General features: G+C 71.7%; 14 protein-coding genes. 4 read left to right on the forward strand and 10 right to left on the reverse strand.

Annotated features, from left to right (window positions below; genetic code table 11):
• Window positions 1–51: 51 nt before the first annotated feature.
• Window positions 52–444 carry an SCO5389 family protein gene (locus ACSHXN_RS14185; protein ID WP_059130027.1) on the reverse strand — a complete coding sequence of 131 codons (393 nt, stop codon included), beginning with the start codon at window positions 442–444 and terminating at the stop codon, window positions 52–54.
• Between the two features lie 417 nt (window positions 445–861).
• On the opposite strand from ACSHXN_RS14185, the gene nucS reads away from it, so the two are divergent.
• Window positions 862–1,533, forward strand: a complete 672-nt coding sequence (gene nucS, locus ACSHXN_RS14190) for an endonuclease NucS (protein WP_355139560.1) — start codon at window positions 862–864, stop codon at window positions 1,531–1,533.
• Window positions 1,534–1,599: 66 nt separating this feature from the next.
• Here nucS and ACSHXN_RS14195 read toward each other — a convergent pair whose 3' ends face one another.
• From ACSHXN_RS14195 to ACSHXN_RS14205, 3 genes are all read right to left on the reverse strand, one after another.
• The gene (locus ACSHXN_RS14195) at window positions 1,600–4,146 is read right to left on the reverse strand and encodes an ATP-binding protein (RefSeq protein WP_438303191.1); all 2,547 of its coding nucleotides are present in this window, start codon (window positions 4,144–4,146) and stop codon (window positions 1,600–1,602) included.
• A gap of 246 nt (window positions 4,147–4,392) precedes the next feature.
• Window positions 4,393–4,716 (reverse strand): STAS domain-containing protein, encoded by a 324-nt coding sequence (locus ACSHXN_RS14200; RefSeq protein ID WP_059130024.1) that lies wholly within the window; start codon window positions 4,714–4,716, stop codon window positions 4,393–4,395.
• 145 nt (window positions 4,717–4,861) lie between these two features.
• Window positions 4,862–5,710 (reverse strand): 3-hydroxyacyl-CoA dehydrogenase family protein, encoded by an 849-nt coding sequence (locus tag ACSHXN_RS14205; protein WP_355139564.1) that lies wholly within the window; start codon window positions 5,708–5,710, stop codon window positions 4,862–4,864.
• 334 nt (window positions 5,711–6,044) lie between these two features.
• On the opposite strand from ACSHXN_RS14205, the gene ACSHXN_RS14210 reads away from it, so the two are divergent.
• Together ACSHXN_RS14210 and ACSHXN_RS14215 are read left to right on the forward strand one after the other, a co-directional pair.
• Entirely contained in the window at window positions 6,045–6,488 is a 444-nt protein-coding gene (locus ACSHXN_RS14210; protein WP_438303192.1) for a hypothetical protein, read from the forward strand.
• Between the two features lie 81 nt (window positions 6,489–6,569).
• A complete protein-coding gene (locus ACSHXN_RS14215; RefSeq protein ID WP_355139570.1) occupies window positions 6,570–7,142 on the forward strand; it encodes a cob(I)yrinic acid a,c-diamide adenosyltransferase in 573 nt (190 codons plus the stop codon).
• Between the two features lie 18 nt (window positions 7,143–7,160).
• Here ACSHXN_RS14215 and ACSHXN_RS14220 read toward each other — a convergent pair whose 3' ends face one another.
• From ACSHXN_RS14220 to ACSHXN_RS14235, 4 genes are read right to left on the reverse strand one after another with little or no spacing between them, the layout of a single operon-like run.
• Complete coding sequence (locus tag ACSHXN_RS14220) at window positions 7,161–7,388, reverse strand: hypothetical protein (protein ID WP_355139572.1); 228 nt, start codon at window positions 7,386–7,388, stop codon at window positions 7,161–7,163.
• The gene (locus ACSHXN_RS14225) at window positions 7,388–7,789 is read right to left on the reverse strand and encodes a hypothetical protein (protein WP_356293866.1); all 402 of its coding nucleotides are present in this window, start codon (window positions 7,787–7,789) and stop codon (window positions 7,388–7,390) included. Before ACSHXN_RS14225 ends, ACSHXN_RS14220 begins: the two co-directional genes overlap by 1 nt.
• A 48-nt stretch (window positions 7,790–7,837) precedes the next feature.
• Entirely contained in the window at window positions 7,838–9,301 is a 1,464-nt protein-coding gene (locus tag ACSHXN_RS14230; RefSeq protein WP_383356406.1) for a sensor histidine kinase, read from the reverse strand.
• A 49-nt stretch (window positions 9,302–9,350) separates the two neighbouring features.
• Window positions 9,351–10,046, reverse strand: coding sequence for a response regulator transcription factor (locus tag ACSHXN_RS14235; RefSeq protein WP_355139578.1), 696 nt, complete (start codon window positions 10,044–10,046; stop codon window positions 9,351–9,353).
• Between the two features lie 226 nt (window positions 10,047–10,272).
• On the opposite strand from ACSHXN_RS14235, the gene ACSHXN_RS14240 reads away from it, so the two are divergent.
• Window positions 10,273–12,099, forward strand: a complete 1,827-nt coding sequence (locus tag ACSHXN_RS14240) for a glycosyl hydrolase family 18 protein (RefSeq protein ID WP_438303193.1) — start codon at window positions 10,273–10,275, stop codon at window positions 12,097–12,099.
• Window positions 12,100–12,162: 63 nt separating this feature from the next.
• Here the strand turns inward: ACSHXN_RS14240 and ACSHXN_RS14245 are convergent, their stop codons facing one another.
• Window positions 12,163–12,609, reverse strand: a complete 447-nt coding sequence (locus ACSHXN_RS14245; protein WP_355139582.1) for a DUF2550 domain-containing protein — start codon at window positions 12,607–12,609, stop codon at window positions 12,163–12,165.
• A gap of 131 nt (window positions 12,610–12,740) precedes the next feature.
• A complete protein-coding gene (locus ACSHXN_RS14250) occupies window positions 12,741–13,115 on the reverse strand; it encodes a F0F1 ATP synthase subunit epsilon (protein WP_059130015.1) in 375 nt (124 codons plus the stop codon).
• Between the last annotated feature and the right edge of the window lie 116 nt (window positions 13,116–13,231).

Raw genomic sequence — 13,231 nt, forward strand, 5'->3', positions numbered from 1 at the left:
ACAGATGCACCTCCCGTGTACGGAGCGGCAAGCGTGGCGGTCGCGCGCGCGTCAGCAGTCGCGTAGTTCGGGCGACTGGTTGAGGAGCTGATTGCGGACCGAGGTGAAGCGCGCCAGTGTGTCGTCCACCGAGGAGTCCAGCGGGAACACCGCCACCCGGTGGCAGTTCTGGAAGGCCAGGCGCACTCCGAAGTGCCGCTGCAGGGCGCCGCGTATCGCGTCACTCGCGAGCGCACGCAGCAGTTGTCCACGTGCCTGCTCGTCCGGCGGGGGCGTCTGGTTGTCGGCGAACTCTCCGCCGTCCACCTTCAGCTGGGCCACCAGGGAGCTGATCATCTCCCACGCATAGGGCAGGGAGGTCCGGACGCAGTCGACGAAATCGGCTTCGTCGACCTCGCCTCGCTCGGCCTGTTCGAGTAGGGCCGGTGAGACGTCGAGCGACATGGGTACTCCTCTCGCACCCCAAGACAACAGGGGTTGACGGACAGGGAAGGAAGGCCGGTGGTGCCGAACACGCTGAGTACACACCGCGCGACCTCCCGTTCACTACGGTAAGCAACGGACCGTGACGGCACCAGGCGAATGCACATACCGCGAACTCCCACCAGGCACACAACCAGCCACTGACGAACAGGGGCATCCCGGAAGAAAGGGAGGGGCCCCCGGGGCCGCGCCGAGAAGCCCCCGAAGGCCGTCTGAGAGGGCCGTGAGGCGGGCCCGGAGGCATGGCCGTGCCGCCCGAACGCAACGCACGGGAAACGGCCGAGAGATCACGGGGAACGGGCCGGCGGCGCGGACGGCGCCGACGGCTCACGAGGGCGAATCGCGTCGGGGCCACGGCGTCGAGTAGCGTTGCCGACCATGCGTCTCGTCATTGCCCGGTGTTCCGTCGACTACGCGGGCCGTCTCACCGCTCACCTTCCGTCCGCACCCCGTCTGATCCTCGTGAAGGCGGACGGCAGCGTCTCCATCCACGCGGACGACCGGGCCTACAAGCCCCTCAACTGGATGTCGCCGCCCTGCACCCTGAAGGAGGGCGAGGGCGACGAGGCGGGCGTCTGGACCGTCGTCAACAAGGCGGGCGAGAAACTGATCATCACGATGGAGGAGGTCCTCCACGACTCCTCGCACGAACTGGGCGTGGATCCGGGCCTGATCAAGGACGGTGTGGAAGCACACCTGCAGGAGCTGCTCGCCGACCGCATCGAGACGCTCGGCGACGGCTACACGCTCATCCGGCGCGAGTACATGACGGCGATCGGGCCGGTGGACATCCTGTGCCGGGACGCCGAGGGCGGGACCGTGGCCGTGGAGATCAAGCGTCGGGGCGAGATCGACGGTGTGGAACAGCTCACCCGCTACCTGGAGCTGCTGAACCGGGATCCCCATCTCGCCCCGGTCCGCGGCATCTTCGCGGCCCAGGAGATCAAACCGCAGGCCCGCGTGCTCGCCACGGACCGCGGCATCGGCTGCGCGGTCCTGGACTACGACGCGCTGCGGGGCATCGAGGACGACAAGCTGCGGCTGTTCTGACCCCAGCACAACGCTGAAGGCCGGATCCGCGGTGCGGACCCGGCCTTCGCCGTGCGGACGGCGCCCTCAGATCACCGTGCCCGTACCCGACGGCGCACCCGGGTCGGTGCCCTCCGGGGCGCTCGCCGAGCTCGTGACGGTGGCGGGGGCGCTGGAGGAGGCGGGACCGCCGGCCGAGTTGGAGGCGGGCGGGGTGGTGGTCTCGGTCGGCGGATCCGACGGAGTCACTGGGTCCGAGGGCGTGGTCGGCGGGTCCGTCGGATCCGAGGGATCCGAGGGCGTGGTCGGCGGCTTCGTCGTCTTCGTCGGCTTCGAGGTGGGCGACTTGGACGGCGACTTCGTGGGCTTCGACCCCTTCGTCCCCGTCGGTTCGTCGACCGGCAACCCGCTCGTGCTGGTCGGCGTCGGGTCGTCCGATGTGCCGTACGTCCCGTCCGGGCCGGGGTCGGTCGGCGTCGGCGGTTCGGCGGTGCCGGAGGCGTCTCCGTCGTCGCCCTTGTCCACCTTGGCCGCTCCGAGGCCGTCGTCGTCCGCGCCCTGGCTCGCGGAGGGGCCCACACGGACGTTGTCGGACGGGGCGTTCGGGTCGTTGTTCGATGTCATGCCGAGCGTCACGACCGTGCCGAGCAGAGCCGCCAGCGCCGCGCCCGCGCCCGCGGCCACGAGGTTGCGCCGGGTGCCCTTCACCACGCCGCGCAGGCCCTTGGGCGCTGTTCCGCCCGCGGTGCCGCCCCCGGGCTCGTTCGCGGCCCGGTGCGTGACGAGCGTGCCCGTGTCCCCGGTCGGGGCGGGCAGCATGAAGCCGGCCGGTACGCCGCCGGGCGGCGACGCCGACTCCTCGTGCCGCGCGTCCGACACCTCCTCGGCCGCCGCGGTCTGCCCGCCGACCGGGGTCGTCCCGGAACGGTCGGCCACCAGCGCGAGGGCGCGCCGTCCGGCGACCGCGCCCCGCTTGTCGGAGAGGGTGCCGCGCAGCCCTATGGATGCCTCGAGCTCGGCGCGGGCCCGGTCCAGCTGTCCGCCGCAGAGCGCGAGTATGCCCAACTCATGGTGGAAGTAGGCCTGTTCGCCGATCTCTTCGGACAGCTGGGACGCCTCGGCCCCGGCCCGCAGCGCCCGCTCCCAGGCGCCCCACTGCAGCCCCGCGGCGAACGCGGGGGCCGCCTGCCGGGCCAGCCCGACGGCGGGGGCCTCCTCGTCGCCCTCCGGCGGCGTGGTGTTCGGCACCAGGGCGGTCAGTGCGGCCAGTACGGCGTCGGCCTCCGCCGCGACCCGCTCCGGAGTGACGGAGGGGTGTCCGGCCCACCAGGCGTAGTGCCGGCCGGCCTTGAGCGCGTACTCCTCGGCGCCGGTGGTGTACCCGGCGGCCTCCAGCTGGGCGAGCACCCCGGCCGCGAGCCGGTAGTGGGAGCCGACCGGCGAGACCAGGGCGCAGCCGACGAGTTCGGCGAGCGCCGCGTCCGCGTGGGTGTCGTCGACGAGGGCCGGCAGATGCGTCTGATGGGGCACCTCGCCGCCGAGTGCGACCGCGAACTTCAGGGTCTCGCGGGCCGACGCGCTCAGCCGGGAGGCGAGCAGCGGGGCGGCCGCGGCGGCCTCGGCGAGCGAGGGCAGCGGGACGTCGTTGCCGTCTCCGGCGTCGAAGGGCGCGTCCACCGGGACGTCCTCGAAGACTCCGAACTCGTCCACGGCGCTCTCGTCGGCCTGCTGCCGGTCACGCTGCCGCAGCAGAGCCCCCGCCTGCACGAAGCGCAGGGGCAGCCCTTCGGACTCGAACCACAGGTCGCCCGCCCAGTTGGCCTCCTCCTCGCTGAGCTCGCGGCCGACGGCCTGCTCGAGCAGTTCCACACCGCCCGCACGGTCGAGGCCGCCGAGGAAGACCTCCTCCACGTGCGAGTCGGTCGAGGGCGCGGGCACGTCGGGCGTGGCGGACAGCAGGAACGCGCACTCGGGCGTCGCGTCGAGCAGCTCGTCGAGCGCGCCGCCGCCGATCTCCAGGTCGTCGAGGACGACGACGGCGCCGATCTCGTGGACGTACTGGAGCAGCTCCTGAAGCCCCGGGCGGTACAGGGGTGCCCGGTAGACGGCGGCGAACAGGTCGTACAGGAGGTCGCTCGCGGTGCGGCGGTTGCCGGACAGGCGCACGACGCCGTCGGGCGCGAGGTCCGAGCAGTCCTCGGCGACGACGTCCAGAAGGGCGCTGCGCCCGGAGCCGGCGGGTCCGGTGAGACGGACCGAGCGTCCACGGGCGAGGAGCCTCACCAGTCGCTCGCTTTCATCCTGGCGCTCCAGCAGCGCCGGCGGCCGCTGGACGGGCCCCGCGGGCGCCGGCGGCCGGGCGGCGGCGGCGCGCGCGGCCCGTTCCGCCGTGGTGTACTTCACCGGCCGCTCGGGCCCTGAGGCCGCCTCCGGCGGACGGACCTCTATCTCGCTGCCGTCGACCGGGTTGACGGTCAGCAGGAGATCGCCGGACACGAGTTCGACGGTGCGCACGGGCGTGGGTACCGGCTGTCCGAAGTCCAGGGTCATGGGATCCCGCGGCGGGCGCTGACGCGGCGCGTCACCGGCGCCGTCGTGGCCGTACTCCTCGGGTCCCGTGTTGTTCGGGTCCATAGGTCCTAGCCCCCCAAAAGCGTCATGTGCCTGAGCCCCTCCCGGCCTCGCTGCACACTGCGCTGTCGCTTCTGGTCCGGTGCCCGCTCTAGGGTGTCGGGCGGCGGGCAGCCGAACCCTAAACCTTCGCACAGTATCTCTGACAAGCCGGGGTACCGTGCCGTCCGGGACATCACAGTCTCGTGAGGATTGCGCGCGACGTGCGTTTCGTCAGCGTTCACTCCCGCGACGCGACGTGCTCCTCGCTCACACCCGGGGGAGGGACTCCACCCCGATGCCGCCCTCGATGGCCAGGATCCGGTGCAGCCGGGTGGCCACCAGCAGACGCTGCATCTGGGCCGGCACACCGCGCAGCACCAGCCGCCGTCCGCACCGTCCGGCCCGCCGATGGACCCCCATGATCACCCCGAGTCCGGTGGCGTCCCAGGAGTCCAGTTCGGACAGGTCGAGGATCAGATCGCCCACTCCGTCGTCGACGGCCGCGTGCAGGACCGTACGGGCGTCCGCCGCGCTGTGGACGTCGAGGCGGCCCCCGACGACCACCCCGGCGTGGTCGCCCCTGATGTGCATATGCGCTCCCCGAGAGTGCGTCGTTCCTGCTCCGCGTTGTGGTTGTGCAACTTCTGACTGCCCGAAGGACGATCTGGTTGCCGTCTGTAAGCGAACCGATACCGAATTCACCCCACGGGGTGAGGCCCCAGAGGTGCGTGCGGATTCAGTACGTGTAGAACCCCTGCCCGCTCTTGCGCCCGAAGTCACCGGCGTCAACCATCCGGCGCATCAGCTCCGGCGGAGCGAACTTCTCGTCCTGGGACTCGGTGTAGATGTTGCTCGTGGCGTGCAGCAGGATGTCGACGCCCGTGAGGTCGGCGGTGGCCAGCGGACCCATGGCATGGCCGAACCCCAGCTTGCAGGCGAGATCGATGTCCTCGGCCGTGGCCACGCCCGACTCGTAGAGCTTGGTCGCCTCGACGACGAGCGCCGAGATGAGACGGGTCGTCACGAATCCGGCCACGTCGCGGTTGACCACGATGCAGGTCTTGCCCACGGACTCGGCGAACTCGCGGGCGGTGGCGAGGGTCGCGTCGCTCGTCTTGTACCCCCGGACCAGCTCGACGAGCTGCATCATCGGCACCGGCGAGAAGAAGTGCACACCGACGACCCGCTCCGGGTGCTCGGTGGCCGCCGCGATCTTGGTGATCGGGATCGCGGAGGTGTTGGAGGCGAGCACGGCGTCCTCGCGGACGAGCTTGTCCAGGGTCCGGAAGATCTCGTGCTTGACCTCGAGCTTCTCGAAGACCGCTTCGACGACGACGTCCGCGTCGGCCGCGGCGTCGAGGTCGGTGGTCGGGGTGATGCGGGCGAGCGCCGCGTCGGCGTCGTGCGCCTCCAGCCTGCCCTTGCTCACGAACTTGTCGTACGAGGCCTTGATGGCGTCCGTGCCACGCGTCAGCGCCTCCTGGGTGACGTCGCGCAGGACGACGTCCCAACCGGCCTGAGCCGATACCTGGGCGATACCGGAACCCATGAGTCCGGCTCCGATGACGGCAAGCTTCCGTGCCACTGTGCGACTCCCCTGACGCGCTACGTATGCCTCTCGGCCGGACCCTAGCGCTCGTGGGGGGCTGTGTGAGCAGTTAGTAATGCGCGTCACGTCTCACATGACGGACATCACACCGGCACGGGTCATTCCTGGGCCCGGACGGCGTAGTTGAGCACCTTGTCGCCCAACAGCACCTCGATGCCGTCGAGAAGCACACGGCCCTCGCGGGACACTTCGTCCGGATCGCGGCCGGCCGTCATCTCCCGGTCCATGACGGCCGTCGCCGTCCGGTGCGCCCGGTCGATCCGACCTGCTGCTCACCGGCCTGCCGCCGGCCTCACGGGGCTCCCGGCAGATGCCGGTACCGGACCCGCTGCTCCAACTCGTGTTCTTCGGCGCCGCGTTCGCCGGCCTCTCGACCGTCTTCGCGAAGAGCCCGGACGTCGCGGAGCGGAGGCGGGTCGCACCCGTCGGCCGCCCGGCGCTGCCGCTCGGCCGGGTACTGCGCGACGCCGTGGTCCTCGTCCCCCAGGCGGGGCGGCCGGCCGTCCCCCTCGTCTCCCCGCCGTACGCATTGGCCATGGAGGCGGGCACCCCGCGGGAGTTCGCACCCGTCGTCAACACGACCACGGGTGCCCCGCATGCTGCTCCCCGGGACGGTCCTGTTGATGTCCCCTGCCCCGGGCCGGCCGGACGGGCCGGCTGTCCCACCCGGTGCCGTTCCGCCGTCCGGTGGACGCGGTCCCGGACGCGTACGTCGGCTCCTGCGCGACGGCGCACATGCGGTACGGGGCCCTGATCGCCACCGGCCTCGCGACACTCGCCGTGACGGCGGGCACACGGGTGTTCCGGACAGCCGAAGCGTAACTACGCTGGTCACATGGTCAATCTGACGCGCATCTACACGCGGACCGGCGACAGCGGGACGACGCACCTCGGCGACATGAGCCGGGTACCGAAGACCGACCTGCGGATCGCCGCGTACGCGGACGCCAACGAGGCGAACGCGGTCATCGGCACCGCGATCGCCCTGGGGGGACTCGACGAGGGGGTCGTCAAGGTCCTCACCCGCGTGCAGAACGATCTGTTCGACGTGGGTGCGGACCTGTCGACGCCCGTGGTCGAGAACCCCGAGTTCCCGCCGCTGCGGGTCGAGCAGTTCTACGTCGACCGGCTGGAGGAGGACTGTGACCGGTTCCTCGAGCAGCTGGAGAAGCTGCGCTCGTTCATCCTGCCCGGCGGCACGCCGGGAGCCGCCCTGCTGCACCAGGCCTGCACGGTCGTGCGGCGTGCCGAGCGCTCCACCTGGGCCGCTCTGGAGGCCCACGGCGAGGTGATGAACCCCCTGACCGCGACCTATCTCAACCGGCTCTCCGATCTGCTGTTCATCCTCGCCCGGTACGCGAACAAGGAGACCGGCGACGTGCTGTGGGTGCCGGGCGGGGAGCGCTGAACGACGCTCCCCGGCCCGTCAGCGGTCGCTGCCGTCCTGCGCGGCGTCCCGGTCGGCCCGCGCGAGCGCGGACTCGGCGGCGGACACCGCCTTCTGCGCCTCGGCGAGACCGGAGGGTCGTGCCGAGGGGACCGCGGACGAGGACGGCGTGGCCGCCGCGCCGTGGTTCCCGGCACAGCCCGCGGTGAGCCCCACCAGGAGGACCACCGCGGGCACCGCCCGGCACAGCGCCCGGCGCGCCCGCATCAGCTCGCCGCCTTGCCGTTGCCGTGGGCGGCGCACCAGCTCTTGACGCCCTCCAGGTCCTTCTGACGCTGCTGGAGCGTGGGCACCAGTGACCTGCGGAAGGTGAGCCGGTCCTGGAGGACCGTGGCGATCCCGTCGTGGTCCGCCTTCTTCGCGTTGTCCACACGCCGCTGGAGCCGCGCGACGGATCCACGCACGCCCACTCCCCCGTCGAGCCGCTTCAGCGCCCGCTCGAGCCGCCGGTCGATCTTCGGCACCCGCTTGCACAACGCGTGCGCCCCGTCACCCGTGGGTCCGGGCGCGGGTGAGCTGTCGGCCGCGGCCGCCCCGGTCCCGGTCGCCAGCAGCGCCGCGGCCGCCAGTCCCGCGAGCAGGGTGCGGCGCCCTCGTCGTGCGTCCATCTCCGCCTCCGTTCCGGACGGCCCGTCGTCCGTCCTCCGCCGCGGAGGCTAGGAACCCACTTTGTGGGAACTCTGTGACCGGTTTGCCCCGGCTGCTGCGATCAGCCAGTCCCGCCGGCCGGGCAGCTCTCCGCCGACCCGGGGCAGCCGCACCTCGAAGCGCGCCCCGACGCCGTCCGGACCGTCCCCGACCGTGACGCTCCCCCGGTGCAGCGCCGCCTGCTGCGCGACCAGGGTCAGGCCGAGACCCGACCCGGCGCTCTCCGGCCCGCGCAGGAACCGCTCGAAGATCCGCTCGCGCGCCTCGGGCGGCACACCGGGACCGCGGTCGTCCACCGTGATCACGACCTCCGTGCCGGTGCCCCGCATGCCGACCGCCACCCACGCGTCGCCCCGTACGTCCCGTCCGTGCGCCAGCGCATTGGCGAGCAGATTGTCCAGCAGCAGCCGAAGTCCGGGCTCCCAGCCGTGCACCGTCAGCCCGGGTTCGGACCGCAGCGCGATCCGGGCGTGCGGAGCGCGCCGCCCGGCCTCGGCGACCGCCGCGTCCGCGCTCTCCGCGACGTCCACCGTGCGGAACGCCTCCGCCTCCACCAGATCGCCGCGCCCCAGATCCCGCAGCATCACCAGCAGGCCCAGGAGGCGGGCGTGCTCGTCGCGCAGATCGCCGAGGACCTCCGCGCGGTCCGGTTCGGGCAGGCCCGGGTGGCCCGTGAGGATGTCGAGGTTGGTGCCCATGCTCATCAGCGGCGTGCGCAGTTCGTGCGAGGCCGCGGCGGAGAAGGAGCGCGCCGTCTCCAGCGCCTCACCGGTGCGGGCGGCCTGTTCGTCGTAGCGGGCCAGGACCGTCCGGAGGGTGTCCGCGAGGTCGTCCACCTCTCTCACCCCGGTGTGCTCGTGATGCAGCCGGGTGGTGCTCGTGCGCGGGTCGAGGCCCGCGGTGCGGCGGCCGAGCCGGCGCAGTGGACCCGTGGCCCCGGTGGCGACGCCCCAGGCGAGCAGACCGGACAGGGGGGCCGCGAGCAGAGCCGTCATGACCACGCGTCGTCGTACGAGCCGGAGCTGGGTCCGGTCGGCGGTGTCGGCCTGGAACACCCAGAGGGTGCCGTGGGCACGGGCGATCTCGACCGGCACGGACAGCGCCCGCCAGCTGTGCCCGGCCCGGCGCACGGTCACCGGTGCGGCGGCCCGCGCCGGCAGCGCCACCGAGGCGCCTGGCTGCGGTCCGCCGGTGAAGGTAGCGGTGGGTCCGACGACGCGTATGCCGACGTCGAGCGCCGCGCTGTAGAGCCGCCGTTCCCTGGTGTCGGCCGCCTGGGAACGGCCCGCGGCCGTGGCACGCAGCAGGGCGCGGGCGTCCGGGAGCACGGCCGCGGCCCGCTCGCGCAGCCGGCGGTCCTCCTCCCGGTGCAGATCCTGGGCGACCAGGCGGAGCAGCAGCCAGCCGGAGGCGAGCACGAGCAGCGGGACGGTGAGTCCGACGGCGATTCCGATGCGGGTGGACAACCTCATGTCGACTCCTCCGCCGGCCCTGACGGCGTGCGCCGGGCGGCTCGATCGGTCATGGTTCCTCCCGCAGCACGAAGCCGACTCCGCGCACGGTGTGCACGAGCCGTCTGCCGCCGTGCGCCTCGAGCTTGCGCCGCAGATAGCTGACGAAGGTGTCGACCGCGTCGGTGCGCACATCGAAGTCGTATCCCCACACCCGGTCCAGGAGCTGGTCGCGGGTGAGGACGAGACCGGCGTTGCGGGCGAGGACTTCGAGGAGTTCGAACTCCCGCCGGGTCAGTTCCAGCGGCCGGCCGCCCCGGTGCGCCGTACGGGCCGCCGGGTCGATCACGAGGTCCGCCACCCGGAGCGTGTCGCGGTCCACCGGCGGCCTGCGGCGCAGCAGGGCGTGCAGCCGCAGCACGAGTTCCTGCAGGGCGAACGGTTTGACGAGGTAGTCGTCGCCGCCCGCCTGGAGGCCGGCGATACGGTCGGCGGTCTCGTCGAGCGCGGAGAGCATGAGGACGGGCAGGTCCTGGCCGTCGGCGCGGAGCCGGGTGCACACCTCGATGCCGCTCATACCGGGCATCGACACGTCGAGGACGAGCACGTCCGGCGGTGTGTCCCGGATCGCCGCGAGCGCCTCGGGGCCGCTGCCCGCGGTGCGGACCCGGAAGCCGCCGAGCCGAAGTCCGCGCTCCAGCGAACGGCGGATGGCCGCGTCGTCGTCCACGACGAGCACCGCACCCGGGCGTATGCCCTGACTCATCCGCCCCTCCCGGATCACCTTGCAGTCCGGTCAGCGTACGGCCCTGCTGCGCGTCGGCGGCGGCCGGACGCGAGCGGGGAATTCGGCGTTCCCGCCCACCAACTCCCCGATGGTCCAGACCTATTGACCGATGGTCCAGACCTTTCTATTCTCGCGGCACTTGGGCGTGAAGGCTCAGTCATGCCCCTGACACCCCCTGGCGCACAACGACCGAAGGAGGCGCGGAATGCGCTTCAGACACAGAGCCGCGGCAGGGCTCGCCACCCTGCTGCTTCCGCTCGCCGGCCTGGTGGGACTCGCCGGTCCCGCCCACGCCGCCACATCGGCCACCGCCACCTACGCCAAGACCCAGGACTGGGGCAGCGGCTTCGAAGGCAAGTGGACCGTGAAGAACACCGGCACCACCAGCATCAGCTCCTGGACGATCACCTGGGACTTCCCCTCCGGTACGTCCGTCACCTCGGCGTGGGACGCGGACGTGACGAACTCCGGCACCCACTGGACCGCCAAGAACAAGTCCTACAACGGCACCCTCGCCCCCGGCGCCTCCGTCTCCTTCGGCTTCAACGGCGCCGGTTCGGGGGCACCGAGCAACTGTTCCCTCAACGGCGCGGGTTGTGACGGCGGCACCACCGTTCCCGGCGACAACCCGCCGTCCGCGCCGGGCGCTCCGACCGCCTCCGGCATCACGGACACCTCGGTGAAGCTGTCCTGGAGCGCGGCGACCGACGACAAGGGCGTCAACAACTACGACGTGCTGCGTGGCGGCACCAAGGTCGCCACCGTGACCACGACGTCGTACACGGACACCGGTCTGAGCGCCGGCACCGACTACTCGTACACGATCCAGGCCCGTGACACCGCCGACCAGACCGGCCCGGTCAGCGGCGCGGTCGCGGTACACACCACGGGCGGCACCACGACCCCGCCGACCACCGGGGACAAGGTCAAGCTCGGCTACTTCACCGAGTGGGGCATCTACGGCCGCAACTACAACGTGAAGAACCTGGTGACGTCCGGCTCCGCCGCGAAGATCACGCACATCAACTACGCCTTCGGCAACGTGACCGGCGGCAAGTGCGCGATCGGCGACTCCTACGCCGACTACGACAAGGCGTTCACCGCCGACCAGTCCGTCAGCGGCGCCGCCGACACCTGGGACCAGCCGCTGCGCGGCAACTTCAACCAGCTGCGCCAGCTGAAGGCCAAGTACCCGAACATCAAGGTGCTGTGGTCGTTCGGCGGATGGACCTGGTCCGGCGGCTTCGGCGAGGCGGCGAAGAACCCGGCCGCCTTCGCCCAGTCCTGCTACGACCTGGTGAAGGACCCCCGCTGGGCCGATGTCTTCGACGGCATCGACCTCGACTGGGAGTACCCGAACGCCTGCGGTCTGTCCTGCGACACCAGCGGGCCCGCGGCCCTGAAGAACGTGATGGCCGCGATGCGCGCCAAGTTCGGCCCCTCCGCCCTGGTCACCGCGGCCGTCACGGCCGACGGCTCCTCCGGTGGCAAGATCGACGCGGCCGACTACGCGGGCGCCGCGAGCTACGTCAACTGGTACAACGTGATGACGTACGACTTCTTCGGCGCGTTCGACGCACAGGGCCCCACCGCCCCGCACTCGCCGCTGACCTCGTACAGCGGCATTCCGCGGGCCGGCTACACCACGGCCGACGCGATCGCCAAGTACAAGGCGGCGGGCGTACCCGCCGCCAAGCTGCTGATCGGCATCGGCTTCTACGGCCGCGGCTGGACCGGCGTCACCCAGGACGCCCCCGGCGGCACGGCCACCGGCGCGGCGCCCGGCACCTACGAGCCGGGCATCGAGGACTACAAGGTGCTCAAGACGTCCTGCCCGGTCACCGGCACCATCGCGGGCACGGCGTACGCGCACTGCGGCAGCAACTGGTGGTCGTACGACACTCCGGCCACCATCGGCACCAAGATGGCGTGGGCCAAGACCCAGGGTCTGGGCGGCGCGTTCTTCTGGGAGTTCAGTGGTGACACCGGCAACGGCGAACTGGTGAGCGCCATCAACAGCAACCTGTCGTAGGACGTCCTCCCCACCAGGGCCGCGGTCGCTCCTACCGGCTTCGTCCGGGGGAAGCGGCTGCGGCTACGCCACGTTCACCCGCTGCCCGGGCGGGGCCGCCTCCAGCCAGGCGAGGAAGCCGGTCAGCGCGTCGTCGCTCATCGCAAGCTCCAGGCGGGTGCCCCGGTGCCGGCAGGCGAGGATCACGGCGTCGGAGAGCAGGGCCAGTTCCTCCTCGCCCTCCGGGCTGCGCCGGCCCGCCACCTCGATCGCCGAACGTTCGAGGACGCGGCGCGGGCGCGGGGCGTAGGAGAACACGCGGTACCACTCGACGCGGTCGCCGTTGTAGCGGGCGACGCCGTAGCTCCAGCCCTTGCCGTTGGTGTCGGGTTTTTCCGGGACGTCCCAGCGCAGGCTGCAGTCGAAGGTGCCGCCCGACCGCTGGATGAGCCTGCGGCGCAGACCGAAGACGAACAGCCCCACCACCACGAGGGCGACCACGATTCCGCACACAGTCAGAGCGAGGACCATCGGCACCGACCTCCTCGTCTCCTAGGTAACGGAACGGAAAAAACACCCCGATTTGCCTCAGCCGCGGCTGGGACCGGATTGCTCCGGTCCCAGCCGCGGCTGAGTGTCACGTCATTGCGTACGCGCTGTGGTCAGCTCGACGCCGCCGCACGCAGTCGGACGTCCGCTCGGCGTTCCGCGGAGGCGTCGGCCTCCGACTTCGCGCGCTCGAGCGCCCGCTCCGCGCGCTGGACGTCGATCTCGTCCGACAGTTCGGCGATCTCGGCCAGCAGCGACAGCTTGTTGTCCGCGAACGAGATGAAACCGCCGTGCACCGCGGCGACGACCGTTCCACCATCACTCGTACGGATGGTCACCGGGCCCGACTCCAGCACACCGAGCAGCGGCTGGTGACCGGGCATGACGCCGATGTCGCCGGACGTGGTACGCGCGACGACCAGGGTGGCCTCGCCGGACCAGACCTTGCGGTCGGCCGCGACCAGCTCGACGTGCAGCTCAGCAGCCAAGGGTGGCTCCTCGGGTCACCACCCGGCGGTCGCCGGGTGTTGGTCTGAATTCTAGTAGGCGTGGGGAGAGGGGCGGACCGCACCCCGCGGGAACGCGCCCACGAGGTGCTTCTCCA

Origin of the sequence: Streptomyces sp. HUAS TT11, assembly GCF_051553595.1 — a bacterium.
GTDB lineage: Bacteria > Actinomycetota > Actinomycetes > Streptomycetales > Streptomycetaceae > Streptomyces.